At 33.7% G+C, this 18,735-nt stretch carries 14 protein-coding genes and 4 tRNA genes; 6 read left to right on the top strand and 12 right to left on the bottom strand.

From position 1 onward, the window contains the following. Positions 1 to 47: 47 nt before the first annotated feature. The gene (locus tag CHB80_RS06585; RefSeq protein WP_089370615.1) at positions 48 to 3,557 is read right to left on the bottom strand and encodes a T9SS type A sorting domain-containing protein; all 3,510 of its coding nucleotides are present in this window, start codon (positions 3,555 to 3,557) and stop codon (positions 48 to 50) included. A 608-nt stretch (positions 3,558 to 4,165) separates the two neighbouring features. Between CHB80_RS06585 and CHB80_RS24545 the strand changes: the two genes are divergently transcribed. The 6 genes from CHB80_RS24545 (at position 4,166) to CHB80_RS06570 (ending at position 8,933) form a co-directional block, all read left to right on the top strand. After that, positions 4,166 to 4,238: transfer RNA gene (locus CHB80_RS24545), tRNA-Phe, on the top strand. Positions 4,239 to 4,273: 35 nt separating this feature from the next. Continuing rightward, positions 4,274 to 4,344 (top strand) — tRNA-Trp (locus CHB80_RS06580). Between the two features lie 7 nt (positions 4,345 to 4,351). After that, positions 4,352 to 4,424: transfer RNA gene (locus CHB80_RS24540), tRNA-Phe, on the top strand. 161 nt (positions 4,425 to 4,585) lie between these two features. Beyond that, positions 4,586 to 4,664: transfer RNA gene (locus CHB80_RS24535), tRNA-Leu, on the top strand. Positions 4,665 to 5,415: 751 nt separating this feature from the next. Then, positions 5,416 to 6,516 carry a slipin family protein gene (locus CHB80_RS06575; protein WP_089370614.1) on the top strand — a complete coding sequence of 367 codons (1,101 nt, stop codon included), beginning with the start codon at positions 5,416 to 5,418 and terminating at the stop codon, positions 6,514 to 6,516. A gap of 224 nt (positions 6,517 to 6,740) precedes the next feature. Continuing rightward, on the top strand, positions 6,741 to 8,933 hold the full coding sequence (locus tag CHB80_RS06570; protein ID WP_089370613.1) for a T9SS type A sorting domain-containing protein: 2,193 nt from the start codon (positions 6,741 to 6,743) through the stop codon (positions 8,931 to 8,933). A 275-nt stretch (positions 8,934 to 9,208) separates the two neighbouring features. Here CHB80_RS06570 and CHB80_RS06565 read toward each other — a convergent pair whose 3' ends face one another. From CHB80_RS06565 to CHB80_RS06510, 11 genes are all read right to left on the bottom strand, one after another. Further along, positions 9,209 to 9,643 (bottom strand): phage holin family protein, encoded by a 435-nt coding sequence (locus CHB80_RS06565; RefSeq protein ID WP_089370612.1) that lies wholly within the window; start codon positions 9,641 to 9,643, stop codon positions 9,209 to 9,211. 406 nt (positions 9,644 to 10,049) lie between these two features. Further along, the gene (locus CHB80_RS06560) at positions 10,050 to 10,628 is read right to left on the bottom strand and encodes a hypothetical protein (protein ID WP_089370611.1); all 579 of its coding nucleotides are present in this window, start codon (positions 10,626 to 10,628) and stop codon (positions 10,050 to 10,052) included. A 233-nt stretch (positions 10,629 to 10,861) separates the two neighbouring features. Then, the gene (locus tag CHB80_RS06555) at positions 10,862 to 11,413 is read right to left on the bottom strand and encodes a hypothetical protein (protein ID WP_089370610.1); all 552 of its coding nucleotides are present in this window, start codon (positions 11,411 to 11,413) and stop codon (positions 10,862 to 10,864) included. A 77-nt stretch (positions 11,414 to 11,490) separates the two neighbouring features. Continuing rightward, complete coding sequence (locus tag CHB80_RS06550) at positions 11,491 to 11,748, bottom strand: hypothetical protein (RefSeq protein ID WP_089370609.1); 258 nt, start codon at positions 11,746 to 11,748, stop codon at positions 11,491 to 11,493. Between the two features lie 69 nt (positions 11,749 to 11,817). After that, the gene (locus tag CHB80_RS06545; RefSeq protein WP_089370608.1) at positions 11,818 to 12,288 is read right to left on the bottom strand and encodes a hypothetical protein; all 471 of its coding nucleotides are present in this window, start codon (positions 12,286 to 12,288) and stop codon (positions 11,818 to 11,820) included. A gap of 314 nt (positions 12,289 to 12,602) precedes the next feature. Further along, positions 12,603 to 13,007, bottom strand: coding sequence for an SMI1/KNR4 family protein (locus CHB80_RS06540; RefSeq protein WP_089370607.1), 405 nt, complete (start codon positions 13,005 to 13,007; stop codon positions 12,603 to 12,605). Positions 13,008 to 13,178: 171 nt separating this feature from the next. After that, positions 13,179 to 13,649, bottom strand: coding sequence for an SUKH-3 domain-containing protein (locus CHB80_RS06535; protein WP_089370606.1), 471 nt, complete (start codon positions 13,647 to 13,649; stop codon positions 13,179 to 13,181). Between the two features lie 369 nt (positions 13,650 to 14,018). After that, complete coding sequence (locus CHB80_RS06525; protein ID WP_089370604.1) at positions 14,019 to 14,441, bottom strand: hypothetical protein; 423 nt, start codon at positions 14,439 to 14,441, stop codon at positions 14,019 to 14,021. Positions 14,442 to 14,445: 4 nt separating this feature from the next. Further along, a complete protein-coding gene (locus CHB80_RS06520) occupies positions 14,446 to 15,549 on the bottom strand; it encodes a hypothetical protein (protein WP_089370603.1) in 1,104 nt (367 codons plus the stop codon). A 229-nt stretch (positions 15,550 to 15,778) separates the two neighbouring features. Next, the gene (locus CHB80_RS06515) at positions 15,779 to 16,189 is read right to left on the bottom strand and encodes a hypothetical protein (protein ID WP_089370602.1); all 411 of its coding nucleotides are present in this window, start codon (positions 16,187 to 16,189) and stop codon (positions 15,779 to 15,781) included. Position 16,190: 1 nt separating this feature from the next. Then, complete coding sequence (locus CHB80_RS06510; RefSeq protein ID WP_089370601.1) at positions 16,191 to 18,593, bottom strand: hypothetical protein; 2,403 nt, start codon at positions 18,591 to 18,593, stop codon at positions 16,191 to 16,193. Positions 18,594 to 18,735: the final 142 nt, after the last annotated feature.

Here is an 18,735-nt window from a genome sequence, read left to right as displayed (position 1 = left end):
AAAATGCCTCCCAATAGGGAGGCATCTTATACTAAAAATAACGTTGGTTATTTCTTTATGAATCTTCTTGTGATAGTAATATCACCAGAAGTAATCCTAACAAAATAGGTTCCTGATTTATAATTAGACACATCAATACTTCGAATATCTGAATCATTTATTTCACTTACGAGCATTCCTAGCATAGAGAATACTTTGATATTGTCTATTGTTTTGTCTTGTACATCAATATTAAGTATTCTTTCAGCTGGATTAGGGAATATTCTAAACAGATTATTATCTTCTCTAGCGAGTGTTTGTGTTCTTAATGCTTGAGACTTTGTATCGTCTACACAAAAAGCAGTCACATCAGAAGCTCCAAAATCACCTCCAGAAGCAATCACGCCTTCAGAACTTTCTAGCGTATAAGATCCATTACCAAATCCGCAACAAATACCATCACCAAAAGAATCAGTAATCGTAAAAGTATAATCTCCAGAACTTAATCCATTAATATTTTCAACCACTGTAGATCCATCTGGATTTGCAGTAGAATAACTATTACTAGCTACTGTTGCTCCTCCGGATGTTAATGTCCAAGCAGTTTCTTCTGGATAGTTATCAAGATTGATGGTAAGTGTTAAATCACCAGCGGCACAATCATTACCTGGCCCTCCATCTGTAGTAAGAGAGATATCATCTATGGCAACATCTGCTTGCCATGTCCCTCCTGTAACTCTATTAAATCGTAACTGAAGCCCTCCACCTACATATGCGGCAAGGTCAAGAGTTACCGTATTCCATTGGTTTCCTTGGTTACCCGTTTGATTCCAAATAGAGGTCCATGTATTTCCATCATCATTACTAGCTTCAAGATCTATACTTCCTGCATCTGTAGATCCAAACATGTGGTATTGGAATGAGAAAGTTGCTTGTGAAGCACTATTCAAATCAAAACATGGAGAATTTAAAATCGCTTGCTTATTTGGGAAACCTGTACCATTTCCAGAAGCTTCTACATATACATAAAATGCACCATCTGCTCCAGTAGAAGGCCCTGTATTATTAGAAGGCGTTCCTCCAGAATCACGCGTCCAGTTCAAATCATCTCCTGTAGCTTGTGACCAAGCACCTAGCGAGCTTTCAAAACTTTCTGCATATGGGAATGCAGTGATACCTCCAGAACATCCTGTTCCTGGTCCTCCTCCTGAAGTAGTAAGAGCTATATCATCTATCGCAACATCTGCTTGCCATGTTCCTCCTGTAACTCTATTGAAACGTAACTGAACACCACTTCCAACATAAGCCGCTAGGTTTAGACTTACCGTATTCCATTGATTTCCTTGATTTCCTGTTTGACTCCAGATAGCCGTCCATGAAAGTCCATTATCATTACTAGCTTCTAATGCTATGCTACCTGCATCACTAGATCCAAACATATGGTATTGGAATGAGAAGGTTGCTTCTGTTTCATTACTCAAATCATAACATGGAGAATTGATGATCGCTTGCTTATTTGGGAATCCTGTTCCATTTCCAGAAGCTTCTACATAAATATAAAATGCACCATCAGCACCACTAGAAGGTCCTGTATTATTAGAAGGTGTTCCTCCAGAATCGCGCGTCCAGTTTAAATCATCTCCTGTTGCTTGTGTCCAATCTCCCAGCGAGCTTTCAAAACTTTCTGAATATGGGAATGAAGAAATTCCACCTGTACACGCAGTAATCGCTCCTGTGGTTACACTTACTGAATTACTTTGTCCTGATTGATTTCCTGCAGCATCTTTTGCAATCACAAAGAAACTATAGGTTGTTGTTGGGCTTAATCCTGTTACTGTAAAGCTAGTTCCAGACGCGGTTCCTACCACAACTCCATCTTGATACACATCATATCCAGTCACTCCAATATTATCTGTAGAAGCATTCCATGATAAATCAGTACTTGTTGCTGTTGTATTTGAAGCAGCTAAACTTGTAGGTGTAGATGGAGGGTCTGAATCTGGTACCGCCGAACCAATTTGGAAAGCAGCCACATGACTCTTTCTAACAGTTGCTGCACTTCCATTCATATATTCTCCAATATGCCAGAACGTTAAATCATCTGTTGGATCTATCGTAAGTTGTGAATAATCTCCATAACGTCCATCTGGTCTATTTGTTTGTGCATTTCCGTCTACAATATTTTGCTCAGCAACTGTCATGGTTCCTAATGGATCTGATGCTAATCGCCCTGTATATCGTAATGACGTAAATATAGAATTACTTACAATGGTATATCCCAATCCTATATTTCCTTGGAAGTCCATTCCTATACTTCCACAGAACACACTATAACTAGGCTGTGAGTAAGTACCTTCTTGATAAATAGTCCATGGTTGATTATCTCCTGTTTGGCGTAATTCATACCAACGTATTCCTGCTCTAGTATCATTTCCACTTACATCAACTACAAAGTTCATGACCGCAGAATTATGAGTTCCAAAACGTCTATAATTAGTCATGTACATCATCGTTGCTTGAATAGCATCAATATTAGGACCACTTCCTGGTTCATCGAGGTTATTAAACGACCCTCCATTAAACACAGCGTCAAAAGATGCGGTATTAATTTGTTGCGGACTTGAAATCGAAGAGCTCGTTGGGTTGTTCCAATTAACACTAATATCCCAGACCTTTAAATGATCTTGAGAAACACCACTCCAACTATCATCTTGCATATATACAATAGGATGCGGTACGCCTACTGGTGGTAATGTAGGTCCTGTAGCATTAAATCCTCCTGGGCTATAAAATCCATTATTTGATGCTCCTGGTAATGGAAATCCTATTAATTGAGCATTTGGATTTCCTACTAACATTTCATCTCTCTCTACAGCAAATACAACCTCACTTGTTGTAATAGAACCTTGATCCTTATTTGCAGTGATATAATAGCCATCACTCCAGATAGATAATTTTTCATAATCTGGAAATGATCCTGTATTAAAACGGTATGTAAACCAACCATCATTTACTGGATCTGGCCCTTGTCCTACTGCTATTAAGAAACCATTAGGTGTATTACTAAATTGCATAATAATAAAACGATCTGCATAACGATCATATACTACAACAGGATCTCCTAATGTCTCTCCTGGAAATATAGTTCCTAAAGATGCTTCAGGAAGCAATACATTTCCTGAGCGATCTAAGATTCCAAAACCAGAGTTAAAAGCATATACATAATGATTTGGGCCTATTGCTCCCGTTGGATCATTTAATACAGTTCCTTGATGAGCACCAAAAGAAGCCACAGGAGCTCTTCCTTGAATAGCTTGTACTTCTCCTTGTTTTTGAAGTAAAGGATCTGGTCCTGCAGGAAGTCCTTTTCCTGGAATAAATGTATTGGATCCTCTGCGTTTAGGAGGAGCTACATGTTCAAATCCAGCAGCAGCTATGATATTATCCATAGAAGATAGTGCTGGTATCTCTCTCATATATTCTGCTTGACCATATGAGGTAGGTGACATTGATCCGTCTTGGGCGTAAACTGTAAACGCACCAAAAAGGCATAAAATAAAAAGTGTAATTTTCTTCATTTTTGATTAGTATAAGGTGTTAAAAATAAGTTAGTTATTAGTTAAGTTATAAAAAACTCAAGGAACTATTGACAAGAATTTCCTTAAAAAACACAATACCCCTTATTTCTATGGAAAAGCCGTAAAACCCCTCTGGAAAAGGAGTATAAAAAACACCTGCTCAAAACAGAAAACCATTCTTTTTTAGGAAAAAAATATTTTTTAATTACTACGCAAAAAGACTGCGCAATAGCTTTTCACATTTGCACTGTGATTAATGATTGAGTGACCTCATCTTTTGGAATCAATGAGGTATTCAAAAAGGGGTATCCCGTCATAACATGGCGTATGGCGGGATTTTAAAATAAAATGATTAAGTATGAATAAAATTCATACTAAAAAAGAGTGTGGTCTGATGGTGGTGGTCAGCTTAGTAGTGCACATTTTTAAGCTACTAAGAATATTGTTTACGATACGTAAACTTCATTATCACACTCTGTATCCAACACTTACTATATGTAAGTATACATATGTGTCTGTAGTGTAATGGCTAGCACGGTAGGTAAATCCTACAAGTCTGAAGTTCGATTCTCGGGAGACACGTACATCAATATTCTTGATGTACACTTGAAACAGTAGCTTATGTGGTATAAGCGTCAGATTGAAGCTCTGAAGATATACGTTCGACTCGTATCTGTTTCACTATATATTGAGAGTACATATCTCAAATATGACACACGCTTATGGTGTAACGGTAGCATCTAAGTCTCCAAAACTTAGGGTTGAGGTTCAAATCCTTGTGGGCGTGCAATACTGAAACAGTAGCTTATGCGGTATAAGCGTCAGGTTGAAGCCCTGAAGATATACGTTCGACTCGTATCTGTTTCACACTATGCAAGTCTTGTTGGGTGTTTCTGTATAGCACTATTGTATGCGGTATTACATTTTTTGTATGATGGCTGCATATCCAACTTGACATAGAGGTTTTTGATTATCCAAAAATCAACACATCGTTATGTGGGTTCGAGTCCCACTCCTGCTTTCAGGATGGCGGAATTGGTAAACGCACCAGGTTTAGGCTCTGGCAAAAACGAGACGTAGCTGTCATAGGTTCGAATCCTATCAGACCCGCAATCATACAGAAAAATAAGGGTCTGTAGCTCAGCGGTAGAGCACTACACTTTTTTGACGTTAGGAGATACGTTACATCTCCACCATCAAGCTGATCATCTTTTAAAACTGATCAACAGACTGTTAATCTGTATAAATTATAAACAATGCAAGGGTTATCGGTTGTTTATCTCTTTAGGGAGATCACAACAAATCTTGTATGCACTTTGAATCATTGATTTTAGATGCTACAAAATTGTTGCTTTTTTATAGTACCTGTTTTCGGCAAAGAACTGTTTCTATACTTTTCTTTCTCGTTTACAATCTCTAAAAAACCAATAGTAGGCTAGTCTATAAAATCTCTTATTCCGTTCATAAAGGATGATAGTTCTTGTATTGTTTTTTAAAAGAATTACGCTTTCGCGAAAGCTATGCCAGAAACAATAGCACTAGCGAAATGAAAAATAATATATGAAGAAACTATTAAAAAGTAACTGAATACGTCATTCTGAATTCATTTCAGAATCTTATCAAATTCGTTACTCGTGTAATGAGAAACTGAAACAAGTTCAGTTTGACGAAAATTACACCTTTTAGATAGCATCTAGTTCAACTAACTATTCTGAATTTGCCCTTCAGACTTTTCATAATAGTGTTTTACTAATAAAATATAACTTCTATGTATACCGGTCATAGAAGTTTTATTCGGGCGATATGCCCAAAACCAATGTTTAATTAAAATGAAAGACCCTATTAGGGCATTTAAAAAATGAGAAAAGTACGTATTAATGCCGGTAAAGTCGGCTTAGTCTTCAAAAATGGAGATTACAAACGTGTCCTTACAGAGGGTGCACACTGGGTACGCTTTCGCGAAAGCGTAAACATATACAACACCTCTCTTTCTTTTACATCAAATGCATTAGACCTAGAAGTCTTTTTACGAGATAAAGAGCTTACTGACTTATGGCATGTTATTGATGTATTAGATCACGAGATTGTGATTGTATACAAAAATGGAAAATATAGCCAAACGCTTACTGCAGGACGTTATGTCTTCTGGAAAGGCCTTGTAACCTATGATTTTACTCGCGCTGATCTTACGAAGATTTACATCACAGAAAAGATAGACAAAGCTGTATTTGCTAAGTATGACTTACACAGTCACATTCGTGTGTTTGAAGTAGCTGCTCATGAAAAAGCAGTCATGTTAGTAAATGATGAATATGTAAAAACCTTAACTGGAGGTACGTATCGTTTTTGGCGTAATGACACTACTATTAAAATTGCAAAAGCAGATTTACGTCAATTGCAACTAGAAATAGCAGGTCAAGAGTTACTTACTAAAGATAAAGCGACGGTACGTTTAAACTTTTATGCACAGTATAAAGTAACGCATGTTGAGAAAGCATTGCTAGAAACAAAAGAGTATGAAAAGCAACTATATGTATCATTACAACTTGCATTACGTGCTTTTGTAGGAAGTTATACACTAGATGAATTACTAGAAAGTAAAGAAGCACTGGCGCAATCTGTTTTTGAAGACAGTAAAGACATTGCAAAAAAGCTAGGAGTTACGGTACTACATTGTGGCGTGCGTGATATTATTCTTACTGGAGAAATGAAAGACATTATGAATCGTGTGCTCATTGCACAAAAAACAGCGCAAGCAAATGTCATCACTCGTAGAGAAGAAACCGCAAGTACACGTAGTTTATTAAATACTGCAAAGCTTATGGAAGAAAATGAAATGCTTTATAAGCTGAAAGAAATGGAATATGTTGAAAAAATAGCTGACAAAATTGGTGAAATTACCCTTACTGGAAATAGTGGGATGGTTACACAATTAAAGGAACTATTTACAACAAAATAATCCATAAACTTATAAAAACACTAAGAGAACCTCTTAGTGTTTTTTATTTATAACATACTGTAAATACATATTTTACAGTCATTATTGGTAAAATAAAAGCACTAAACTGTGTTTTTAACAGGCAATATAAATGATACATTCTTAAGAATTCATACTTTTACAATAATCACAAAAATGTAGTATTGACTACATACTCACTAAACCAATCCTTAAAAGCTGAAATTATGATGCGAACATTACTCTGTGTACTTTTTTTATGTTTAGGTACGATCTCTATACATTCTCAGGAATCTATTGCTAGAGAATGGAATGAAGAACTTTTAGAAGCCGTCCGTAATGATTTTGCTCGTCCTACGGTACATGCACGTAATCTTTTTCACTCATCGGTATTGATGTATGATGCATGGGCTATTTTTGATGAAACCTCTGTTCCTTTATTTTTAGGAAAATCTTTTGGTGGTTTTCAAGTTCCCTATGAAGAAATCACAATTCCCACTGATGAAGCCGAATTAGAAGCGACAAGAGACGAAGTGATAAGTTATGCTGTATTTCGATTATTAATGCATCGATTTGCCAATTCGCCTGGAGCTGACGACACATTACCTGCACTAGAAGCCAAATTTTCTGAATTATCATATGATGCTTCTTTTACAGATACTGATTACTCTTCAGGATCGTTTGCTGCTTTAGGAAATTATATGGCTGAACAAATGATTGCTTTTGGATTACAAGATGGTTCTAATGAAGATTTTGATTATGGAAACACATCCTATCTTCCTGTAAATGATCCTTTATTATTAGATATGTATGAAGAAACTAATGATATAGATCCAAACAGGTGGCAACCGCTTTCTTTTGAGACATTTATAGATCAATCTGGAAATCCAATTCCTACGCAAGTACCTGATTTTTTAAGTCCAGAATGGGGCATTGTAACGCCTTTTGCACTAAGCGAAGATGATTTGGAAATCTTTCCTATAAACGGATTTGATTACTATGTATATAATGATCCTGGAAGTCCGTCATATATTCAAGATTCTGATGGCGATGCCTTACAAGATCCTTATAAATGGGGATTTGGATTAGTAGCTTCTTGGTCAAAACAGTTAGACCCAGCAGATGGGGTGATGATAGATATTTCTCCTGCAAGCATTGGAAATATACAAAGCTACCCTACTACCTTTGAAGAATATCAAACCTTTTATGATTTTGAAAATGGCGGTGATGCCAGTATTGGACATACTGTAAATCCAGCAACAGGACAGCCGTATGAAACACAAATGGTTCCTAGAGCAGATTATGCAAGAGTACTTGCCGAATTTTGGGCTGATGGTCCAGATTCTGAAACACCACCAGGACATTGGTTTACCATTTTGAATTATGTAAATGATAACCCTCTTCTAGAAAAGAAAATAGGTGGTGAAGGGGAAACGTTAAGTGATTTGGAATGGGATATCAAAACCTATTTCTTATTAGGCGCAGCTATGCATGACAGTGCTGTCAACACATGGGGATTAAAAGGATATTATGACTATGTACGCCCTATCTCTGCCATACGTTATATGGCTGGAAAAGGACAAAGTGATGACAACTCTTTGACTAACTATGATCCACATGGACTTCCACTTATTGACGGACTTATTGAAGTGATTGAAGAAGGAGATCCGCTAGCGGGTGATGCAAATGAATTTGTTGGGAAACTAAAAATGAATGCATGGAAAGGTCCTGATTTTATTGAAGACCCTGATACTGATGTTGCGGGTGTAGATTGGATTTATGCTAATAGATGGTGGCCATATCAAAGACCTACGTTTGTTACCCCTCCTTTTGCAGGGTATATCTCTGGGCACTCTACATTTTCTAGTGCGGCCGCTCAAATTCTTACGCTAGTAACGGGTGATCCGTTTTTCCCAGGAGGAATGGGAACCTTTGACATTGCTCAAAATGAATTTCTTGTATTTGAAGAAGGCCCTTCAGTAGATATGACACTACAATGGGCTACCTATAAAGATGCCTCTGATCAAACTAGTTTATCTAGAATCTGGGGAGGTATTCACCCTCCTATAGATGATATTCCTGGGCGTTTTTTAGGAGAAGAAATAGGAAACGATGTGTATGATAGAGGACTTGCCTATTTTTCTGGTGAAGCTTTAAGCACAGAAGAAGCAGTGATCACCCCTGTAACCGTATTTCCAAATCCTGTAGCAAACCTACTTCAAATTTCTGGAGCTTATCAAGGTGATGTAACTCTTACAGTGTATAGTATTGATGGAAAAAGAGTACTCTCTGAAACAAAGCAAATGACTGCCAATAGTACAACGCTAGATGTAGAGAAGTTAACGACTGGAATTTACTTTTTGTCTATTCTAGATAAAGCGCAAAACACCTCACAAACGGTGAAGATTATAAAGCAGTAGTTCGCTTATATTTAATAAAATACAAAAGGTGACTTCGATACCATTTACCTTCGGTAAATCACTCAGTCACCTTTTGTGTTTTAACTAGTTATTCTTTTTTTCATTGCCAAAAAAAGAATCAAAAAAGTCTAGACTTACAAAACCTTGTCTAAATTTATTGCTCAATTCCTGAATTTCCTAAACTCGCTTTGCTCAAACAATATGAAATTCTACGGAATCTTCACTTCAAATTTTACGACAACTTTTTGATAGGTCATTTAATTTTTGATCCAAATTCACACTTTCTTTTTCTTCTTTTTGGAAGGGTCTTCCGAAAGTTGATCTAAGGTATCTTTTAATGCGGTATTCTTTAAAAGATTGGTTAAGGCTTTAAAAGGATTCACCCCATAGATTTTATTAAAATTTTCTAGAATAGATTTGATTTCTGCAATGGCAATAAAGCCTGCAATAATTTTTAATAATGGGATTTCTTCCAGAATATGTTTTTCCATAAAGTAGGCTGCCAAAATCACCAGGTTATAGATAAAAAACTTTGAAATGGTATGCATGATACGATAGCTACGTATGGCCACTCCATTTTTAAAAGAAGCGTAGGATCCTGTGATAAAATCTACGATAATCAGGAAGATCATAGTCACCATCATCCCTTGTACAGGCGCTAGTATCGTACATACCCAAAATAGGACTTTTGTTATTTTTTCTGTTTCCATAGCAATTGTTTTTAAAAATTCAACATCATGTTTGGGGCGTTGCGATACAAGCTTCCTAGCTAGTAGCAAGCTTCACTATATTCTCGACTGTTTGTTGGTAAGACTAGAAACCTCAAGAATTTTTCATAGCATATATTCTGGTTTCTTAGTCGTAAGATTCTTTACAAATATACACATATTACAAATAAAATACAAATATTTATGTAATTTGTTTAAATTTATTATGTGTTATGTGTTATTTTCTATTCTTACGCTCCTGTCTGCCGACAGGCAGGTTCGCGAAAGCGTATAAGGAAATACTTAAAATACAAAAAGCTATGACGTAAGGTCATAGCTTTTGGTTATTGTTATTTTCTGATTACTCTTACTGCTACCAGTTGCAAACTAGCGAGGTAATAATGTTTAATTAGCCAAAGTATTTTATCCACTTATTTTCATTAATGACCATCTTAAAAGAGTCTGTACTAATCATAATATTAGCAATAGGAGAATTTAAAACTATAAATATGGTCTCATCTAGTATATCTTCTCTAGTAAATGAAACTCCCTCTAATCCATCTTCTATACTTTGAGCAATTGCAAGATAATTCTGTGATTCTTTAAAATTTATCACTATTTCTTTCACAAAAGAAGCGTTTCTATTAATATCGTTAAACATTTTGAAAGCTAGATATTGTAAGTCATCTCTAACCATTTTTTCTTCAGGAAGATAAAGGTCTATTTCTTCATCTAAATCATCTGGATAAATAGTTCGGATTTTATAAGCACCCTCAATCATAAATTGATCAAACCAATAATGCTCTTGACAATATTCTTTCTTATAGGATATACATAAAAGTTGAAGTAAATCTGAAATACTTGTCATATTAATAAATTCTCCAAATTTATTAATATGAGGATATAATTCTTGCATCTTAGGATCAACTCCATCTAAAATACCTTCTTCTTGATAATACAAAAAATCTAATTTAAAATCTATATTCATAATTATTTTTCTACATAAATGTCACCCACTAGCGCTCGTCTGTGACGAGTGCCGTACTGAGTAAAACTCTAAATAAATAACATCACAAAACACTTCTATTTAACCTAAAATACAAAAAGCTATGACTTGACATCATAGCTTTTGCTTATTGTTATTTTCTGATTACTCTTAACGCCACCTTTTACAAACTTGTGGTCAAGAAATACTTAAATTAATACTAATTTATAGTCAAGTTATAAACTTAAGTACACAAAATAAGCTTCATTTACAATGAGTTTAAAACTCTGAGGTGTAATAACAAGTTGTGCTATAGGGCTCTCTTCTACCGTATATGTAATCACATTTACATTAGTAACTTTTTCATACACTTTCCCTTCTAAAATGGTTTCTATTGGCACTTCTAGTTCATGAGAATCTGTAAACTCATATATTAATTCTGAGAGATAGCTTAAATCTTCATTATCTGTGTAATGTTTCTTCTTGATCTTCTTAATATCTTTTCTTATCATACTAGAAGATTCTATAAGAACATATCCTTCTTCTTCTTTGGGAGCATAGTTTTCAAGGTCTAAAAGAATCCCTCCTCCCCAATAACTGCGTGGATATTGATCTTTATAAGCTGTCACAATAAGCTGTATTAATTTAGGTATAGACTCTGTTTTTATAAAATTACTCAATTTTAATTTCTCTTTTCTCCATTTTTCCCAAAAGGGGTCTGGAGCATCAAGAATAGGTCCCCCTTTCGTTAACCATAAAAAATCTAATTGTATATCTGTTATTTCCATAGGTTATACTCGTTGACCTAAAATACAAAAAGCTATGACGTATGATCATAGCTTTTTGAAGATATATTTTAATTTACTTAATCTACTTCATATACACTAGGATCTTCTAATCCATTGATAAAATTCTCAAAAGAATCCATAATATATATTGGTTCATCTGCAGTACCATCTAAGAATACTTGATAAATTGAACCGAAATCTTCTTCTCTCATTGAGATACAAAATTTACCTCCCCCCGCTAGCGCTCGTCTGTGACGAGTGTCTCCAGAATTAAGAACACAAAAAACCTCTTTCCTATTTACCCCAAAATACAAAAAGCTATGATGCGTGATCATAGCTTTTATATATTGTTATTTTCTAATTACTCTTGACGGCACCCGTCATAGACGAGCGCTAGCGAGGGATTATCTCGCTTTCCAATCAACATCAATGTTTTCTTTCCACTCGTGTTTAAGCATTTTTATTAAAATATTTATTACATTAATCAAATCCTCAGTGTAAACATCTGATATCCATTCTATTTTTGTATCTGGCCAATCTTTCTTATCCTCTTCCCATTTATTTAACTTATTATAAGGAATTTTATCCCCTTCTAATGTAATTATATCTATAGCTTTTTCTAAAATGACTATTATTTCTTGTTCACGTTCCTCAATGAATTCTAAATCTCCTTCAAAATTAAAATAAGCATAGCCTTGAACATGCCCATTTGTTATATCTAAAAAATCTTCATATATATTTAGATACCATATAGGTTTGTCCTCTAATTCTTCGTTTATAAATGATTTTACTATAAAAAAACTTACTAATTCAAAGTAAGATTCCTTTATATAGAATCCTTTTTCTTTATTATAGGTATGATATGATGTTTTCATTATTACTCTAATATTTCAAATTTATCTTTGTTCTTTAAGAAGCTACTATAATTATCATGTAAATACTTTAAAATATCCCCCGCTAGCGCTCGTCTTTGACGAGTGCTGTATTGAGTAAAACTCTAAACAAATAACATCTCAAATCACAAAACACACTTCTATTTATTCTAAAATACAAAAAGCTATGACGTATAGTCATAGCTTTTGCTTATTGTTATTTTCTGACCACTCTTATTACCACCAGTTACAAACTGGCGGGAGCAGGAAGTAAATTATTAGGCTTAGAAGGAATCAAAGTACTAACAGTCATTCTCTTACATTAAGCTTAGTCCATTTATAAACTCTGTAAAAGAAGATGCCAAATCTATACGTTCACCATCTGAATAAAACACATAAATAGACCCATTATTTTCACCTAACGACATACATAATTCTCCCCCTCTTACTGCTCCAATATAGATGTCATTTATCGGTAAAACATCTTCTCTTGCTATCAAAGAGTTTTCCATGGTATCACTACCATATTTAATTGGCAGAAAATACATGAATTTAATATTTTCATTATCTCCACAAATGTAATCTTCAATAGTAATACCTCCATTATATTTTAGCATATGCGCTTTATAATCTTCAGGAAGTTTTAATCCATCTAATTGTTGCTCGAACTCTTCTAATTCTTCTTGAGTAATCAATTCATTTTCTATTTCAAATTGTATCATAATATTATTAACCTCATTATTAAGCCTCTATGTGAATAACAATACTAAACACACTTCTATTTGACCTAAAATACAAAAAGCTATGACGTAGGGTCATAGCTTTTGCTTATTGTTATTTTCTGATCACTCTTTACGCCACTAGTTATAAACTAATAGGAGCTAGTAAGTACTCTAATACTCTTTAACCCATATCTTTTTTTCTGGGTTCCATTCTAAAGTATTAGAATAATCTTCCATAATCACCTTTTCAACACCTTCCCTAAAGTCATTGGAAACTAAACACGGATAATCACCTGACATATATATATTACCTTCCAAATCACATTCTAGAGTTGTAACATCTAAATGATAATCTGCGATAGGAAATGTTATTATATTTCCATAATACCTAGGATTATCAAGATAATTATTTATTTTATAAATGCCCTTAGTTATAGCTTTTAGATTTAAATACGCCGTTACATCTTCCTCAGAATATTTATATGTTTCAACTTCTAAGTCGCCATATTCATATAAAAATTCTTTAAGAAATTCAGGAAACTCATTAAACCTAGGAATACCATCGAAAACTGATTGTATATTTCTACCTTCATACCAACCGGTTTTTTTAAAAAGCTCTTGTACTTCTTGTCTAAATTTCATTACTCTTAATTTTTATTTAAATACATAAACATCAAAACACACTTCTTTCCCCCACTAGCGCTCGTCTGTGACGAGTGCCGTATTGAGTAAAACTCTAAACAAATAATATCTCAAATCACAAAACACACTTCTATTTACCCCAAAATACAAAAAGCTATAACACATGGTCATAGCTTTTTGCAAATTGTTATTTTCTGATTACTCGTATGTGCCACCAATTACAAATTGGTGGGAGTGGAGTTATATTACTTCCTCTATATACGCGAACTATAGAGCTGAAAACCCTCACTCAATACAGCAACATTTGCCTAAATTTTATAGTTCCAAACTTATTTTTATCATAGAAATCTGGCAAAAAACATTTACCAATTAAGAAAGATTCCATTTTATAGCTGCTTCAACCCAACTATAATCTTCTCCCTTTATAAAAGGAATAAAAAATCCTTGCAAAATTTTAAACCTATTTCTAATTTGTCTTTTAGTATCTTCTATATTTGGCCATATTTCTATTATATCTTCTAATTCAAGAGTATTAGGATCAAAGTCTGTCACCTCAAATATAACTCCAGGGGTTATATTTAATGGCTTACCAGAATCATATGTTAAAAATTCCATTTCCACACCCCCTTGACCATCTGAAGATATATCTATAGTACAATTAGGAAATTTAATTTGAACAAAAAAATCACCATCTATTAATTGATATTCTATTGGCCATGAAAATTCTTCCATTATTTGTTTTACCAGTTCATGATTAAAAAAATCTTCCGCATAATATTGATCATCATTCATAATGTTATTTTATTTTCGAAGCAATTTCACCTTCTATTTTATACCCGTTTTTTATTAAATAATTTATTTCTCTACCAAATATAGAGAGAAATAACCCTCCCGATTCATCTTTTATGAGTTTACCTGTTTTTCTATCAGTACTATAAAGAGATTTTTTTGATTTAGGATTACTTACAAATCGAACACTATCTCCTCTAGCGATTACATCATCTAACCAAGGTTGATTAACCTCTCGCCAAAATTCATCTTTTACTGTTTCCCAATATAAATTGAGATTAGTAGATTTTATTTTAATAAATTTCTCTTGGATTTCAAACCATCTTTTAGATGATAGTATATCTATTCCTCCTATATTAACTCCTGTTTTCCATACTCTATTTCCTTTCCTAGAAAAAGTCTTAACAAATTCAACATCCTTAACTGTTCCTGTAACAACAACTGTAGATTCCCTGCTTAGTTTAATACTATTACCCCCAAATAATTTCCTGCCATCTTTGATTAAAATTTCGAAAATTTCTCCTCTTGTAAAAGACGCAACGGCTTTGCCTTTAACTTTTAGAATCTTTTCAACACCCATTCCTACTCTTTCAAACAACTCATCTAAACTTCGTGTCAAATTATTTTTATCTTGTTTTAAAAGTATTCGAAGTCTATCTGCTAATTCTTTCTCTGTTTTAAAAGCACCTAAAATAACACCTTTAAACTCAAATAAGAAAACACCTTTTCCTCTTTTAATAAAAACTTTAGCCTTCTCTAGTTTTAAAAGTCCCGCCTTTGTTATTTTTCTTATTAAAAATGGCGAAATAAAAGGTTCAAAAAAAGTAAATCCAACCCCTCCAAATTTCTTTGCAACAACAGCTTGAGCTTGCAGTTCTGCAAAAAACAGCCGTATCAACTTTACAATCTCATCGGTTCCTTTTCCTAAAAATTCTGTAATTTTTGTAAATAGTCCTACTAAATCATCGCCTAACTTCTTAAGGCTTTTCCCAAAGAAGGTCGTAATAGCACGCTGCATAAATGCCAGCATATTTTCTGCTATAGATCCTATTCTGGAAACAATACTTTGCACGTTTTTTATACCGCCTGTTAAGAAAGCTTCTATAACCATAGAAACTATAAATCCTATAAAAGCCCCCTCCGCTAGCGCTCGTCTGTGACGAGTGCCGTATTGAGTAAAACTCTAAACAAATAACATCACAAAACACACTTCTATTTGACCTAAAATACAAAAAGCTATAACACATGGTCATAGCTTTTTGCTTATTACTGTTATTTTGATCACTCTTAACGCCACCATGCTAAAGCGTGGCGGGAGCAGAGGTATCCATAGTTTATCTTTACTCTTTTAACCAAGCAGCAATATTTCCTGAATTTATATCTTCAATATTATAAAAATCTTCATAAAATTCATCAGTCACATTCATCTCCGGATATTGAGTCATAATATCTTTTAGCAAAATATTTAACTCACTTAACATTTCCGAATGATGTGTTATAAATATAGATATGTAATAATTATTACTATCTATCTCATAAACATCTTCAAAAAATCTTGACTTATCAATAACCCAAAAACCTATAGAATATGTCTCTTCATCTGATATGTCTCTATAAAAATCAATGTCATTAAGATCTAAAGCATCTACATCATTAATCCTATATTGGTATTTTTCTCCTAATTGCTTAAGTTTTTGTAAAACTTCTTCTTTGCTTATATACTCTTTAGAAAGCAAAATTGTATTTCTCATTTTAATATAATTTTTTTAAATTATTGATTCCCTCTATAAATATTACACCATCTTCTGCTAATTCTTTTAATAATGGATCACTCAAGGTAAAATTACCTAAATCTTCATAAACTAAAACCACTTGTTTTAGCTGTGGGTTTAAAAATTTTTCTTCAATTAATGAATTTTTATGCAAATATTTTTGAAGTTGTGCATGAACTTGTTCTATTATTTTAGAATTACTTAATTTAGATTTTACTTCACCTATATATTTTTTAGTTGCAAAATCAATATCTCCAAAATCATCTTTAAATTTACCTCTTACATTTTTACCCCATACCTGATTTGAAAAATCGACTAGTTCATCACCATGAATTTTGGACAGTTCAAGCATTCGTTTCCCTACTTCCCCTTCAAAAACATCTCCTTTTCTGATGGCTTCTAATTTTATATCAATATTCTTAGATATAATTTGAGGTTTAAGTTTTGCCCATCTTAACTCTCTACCAAAGCCATTTTTCCAAAACCAGTTTCCTGCTTCTAATCGTAATCCTAATTTTTCTATTTCTAATAACTCATCAAAAACTTTAATAATGTCTTCATTTTTTATACCATAAACAAAAATTTCGTTCTTTAAAAAGTTATTAATCTTCTTGGAGTTTCCTGTAAATAAAACTTCTCCTTGATACATCAGTCCATAAAATGCCTTTCCTTCTATTTGACTTTCCAATACTGTAATTCCGAGTTTCCATAAACGTTCTATATTTGACTGTAATATTTTCAATCTTAATGCAGAACGCATTATAGGCATTACCCTAAAAGTTGTTTTCCCAAAATTAGAAATCTCAACATTTATGATTGCTTGAAAAAGTAATCTTTGTATACGTTCTCTAATTAAAATAGAGCTGGCATCTTTTACTTTATTAAGCTTTCCTACAATACCAGGGCCATTTTTAATAAGACCTTGTCTTACGGCAGATGATACACTAACAATAGCAAAAGTACCGCTTATCGCTTCCCAATTCCTATCAAGCCATGCACCTTCTTGGGTTCCTCTTAATTCTGGTCTTCTCAGAATTACAGCAATGTCAATAGTGCTTATCACAATGTCTGCTGTGGCAATGATGGCTGTAAGACCTGTAGCTCCTGCAGATAAGGCTCCTGCAGATACTAGTATACCTACAATATTAACAATAATCAAAGTTGTATTGATTACAGTTTCCCACTCAGCTTCATCAGAAAGATACTTTACTTCTAATGCACAAACTGGCACTTCACCATTCCCATTTGCATCTTTTAAAATTACAAGATCTAATGGATGAAAAATAGTAGGACCCTCTAATAGAGCGTTAATAGGTACTTTTAATGGAATATCAACGGCTTCTCCATCTGTATTATTAAGTTGTATGTCAAATTCAAATTCTCTAGGTCCAAATCGTTCAAGTTTAATGTTTTTTTGATCATCTTTTATAAGAATATCACTATTCAGCCTGTAACCTTTACCTATATTGAAAGTTACAGCTCGTCTTGATGCTCCTTGTATAATGTTATCATTTTTAACCTCTCGAGTATATAACTGAGCTAACATTGTTAATAATGTTGTAAACTGCACTTCTGCATCGCCTTGAAGTGCGTCATATATACGTATAGCTTCTTCTGGTTTTGTATTAAAATAATCATACAAAACTTTTGGATCTGTAAACCCAAAAAGTAATTTCATAACAGCAGTACCACTATCCTTAAACCAACTTAAAGCACCTTCTAAATCATAAGCAAGCAGTGTTTTTAAATCTTTAATAAGAGTTTCATTGCCTCGTTGTTGTAATACAAACAGAGGTGCTTTTTCATACAGCCATTTTAAAGTCGCGTCATCTTTTACATTTCTAAAAGCTTCATTAAACTTTCTAATAATTAATGCATCTACTTCTTTATTGCTACTTGTCTTAACGATCTCTGATAATGATAGATAGTCTTCATAAACAGGTGTTTCTATTCGTATTGCAATTTCATTGCTTGTTTCATATTTAATCTTTTTTATGTAACTAATTATTCTCTTATTTGCATCTAGTTTAAAACTAAATAAAGAGCTCCCTTCATTCCTGTTTACTTTTCCTATTTTCTTATTTAACACTCCTGATAATTGTAACGTTCTTTCTCCTTTTTCCGGATCATTTATTACTAAAGGAATGTGAATTTTATAAGATTCAGGTTCTGTACCATCTATTGCATTTATAGAAGGCGTAGTTGTTTTATTTGAAATATACTCTCTATAATCAAACTCAAAACTTCTATACTTCCCAATAGTTTTAGCAAGTTTATCAAAATCAATTACATCATTATAAAGCCCTTCTTCAGAAACAGTATCATCTTCAAACACAATGGGCGGATTAAACCCCAATTGGTCTGCAAATTCAAATATGCTCATTGTTTTTATTTTTATTTAATTAAACATAGCATCCATGTGTGCAGACATAGACACTCATACTCCCTTATCGCAGCCCATATTCATCGTGAATATGGGCTGTGTTAGCTTTCGCGAAAGCGTGACCACTACTACCTTCGCAAAA

This window comes from Dokdonia pacifica (assembly GCF_900188275.1).
GTDB lineage: Bacteria > Bacteroidota > Bacteroidia > Flavobacteriales > Flavobacteriaceae > Dokdonia > Dokdonia pacifica.
The sequence above is the reverse complement of the archived record's forward strand: the minus strand, read 5'-3'. Positions and strand labels throughout refer to the sequence as shown.

Coding starts and splice junctions, on each gene's coding strand:
- CHB80_RS06585 (WP_089370615.1), bottom strand. CDS start 3,557: ATGAAGAAAATTACACTTTTTATTTTATGCCTTTTTGGTGCGTTTACA.
- CHB80_RS06575 (WP_089370614.1), top strand. CDS start 5,416: ATGAGAAAAGTACGTATTAATGCCGGTAAAGTCGGCTTAGTCTTCAAA.
- CHB80_RS06570 (WP_089370613.1), top strand. CDS start 6,741: ATGATGCGAACATTACTCTGTGTACTTTTTTTATGTTTAGGTACGATC.
- CHB80_RS06565 (WP_089370612.1), bottom strand. CDS start 9,643: ATGGAAACAGAAAAAATAACAAAAGTCCTATTTTGGGTATGTACGATA.
- CHB80_RS06560 (WP_089370611.1), bottom strand. CDS start 10,628: ATGAATATAGATTTTAAATTAGATTTTTTGTATTATCAAGAAGAAGGT.
- CHB80_RS06555 (WP_089370610.1), bottom strand. CDS start 11,413: ATGGAAATAACAGATATACAATTAGATTTTTTATGGTTAACGAAAGGG.
- CHB80_RS06550 (WP_089370609.1), bottom strand. CDS start 11,748: ATGATCACGCATCATAGCTTTTTGTATTTTGGGGTAAATAGGAAAGAG.
- CHB80_RS06545 (WP_089370608.1), bottom strand. CDS start 12,288: ATGAAAACATCATATCATACCTATAATAAAGAAAAAGGATTCTATATA.
- CHB80_RS06540 (WP_089370607.1), bottom strand. CDS start 13,007: ATGATACAATTTGAAATAGAAAATGAATTGATTACTCAAGAAGAATTA.
- CHB80_RS06535 (WP_089370606.1), bottom strand. CDS start 13,649: ATGAAATTTAGACAAGAAGTACAAGAGCTTTTTAAAAAAACCGGTTGG.
- CHB80_RS06525 (WP_089370604.1), bottom strand. CDS start 14,441: ATGAATGATGATCAATATTATGCGGAAGATTTTTTTAATCATGAACTG.
- CHB80_RS06520 (WP_089370603.1), bottom strand. CDS start 15,549: ATGGTTATAGAAGCTTTCTTAACAGGCGGTATAAAAAACGTGCAAAGT.
- CHB80_RS06515 (WP_089370602.1), bottom strand. CDS start 16,189: ATGAGAAATACAATTTTGCTTTCTAAAGAGTATATAAGCAAAGAAGAA.
- CHB80_RS06510 (WP_089370601.1), bottom strand. CDS start 18,593: ATGAGCATATTTGAATTTGCAGACCAATTGGGGTTTAATCCGCCCATT.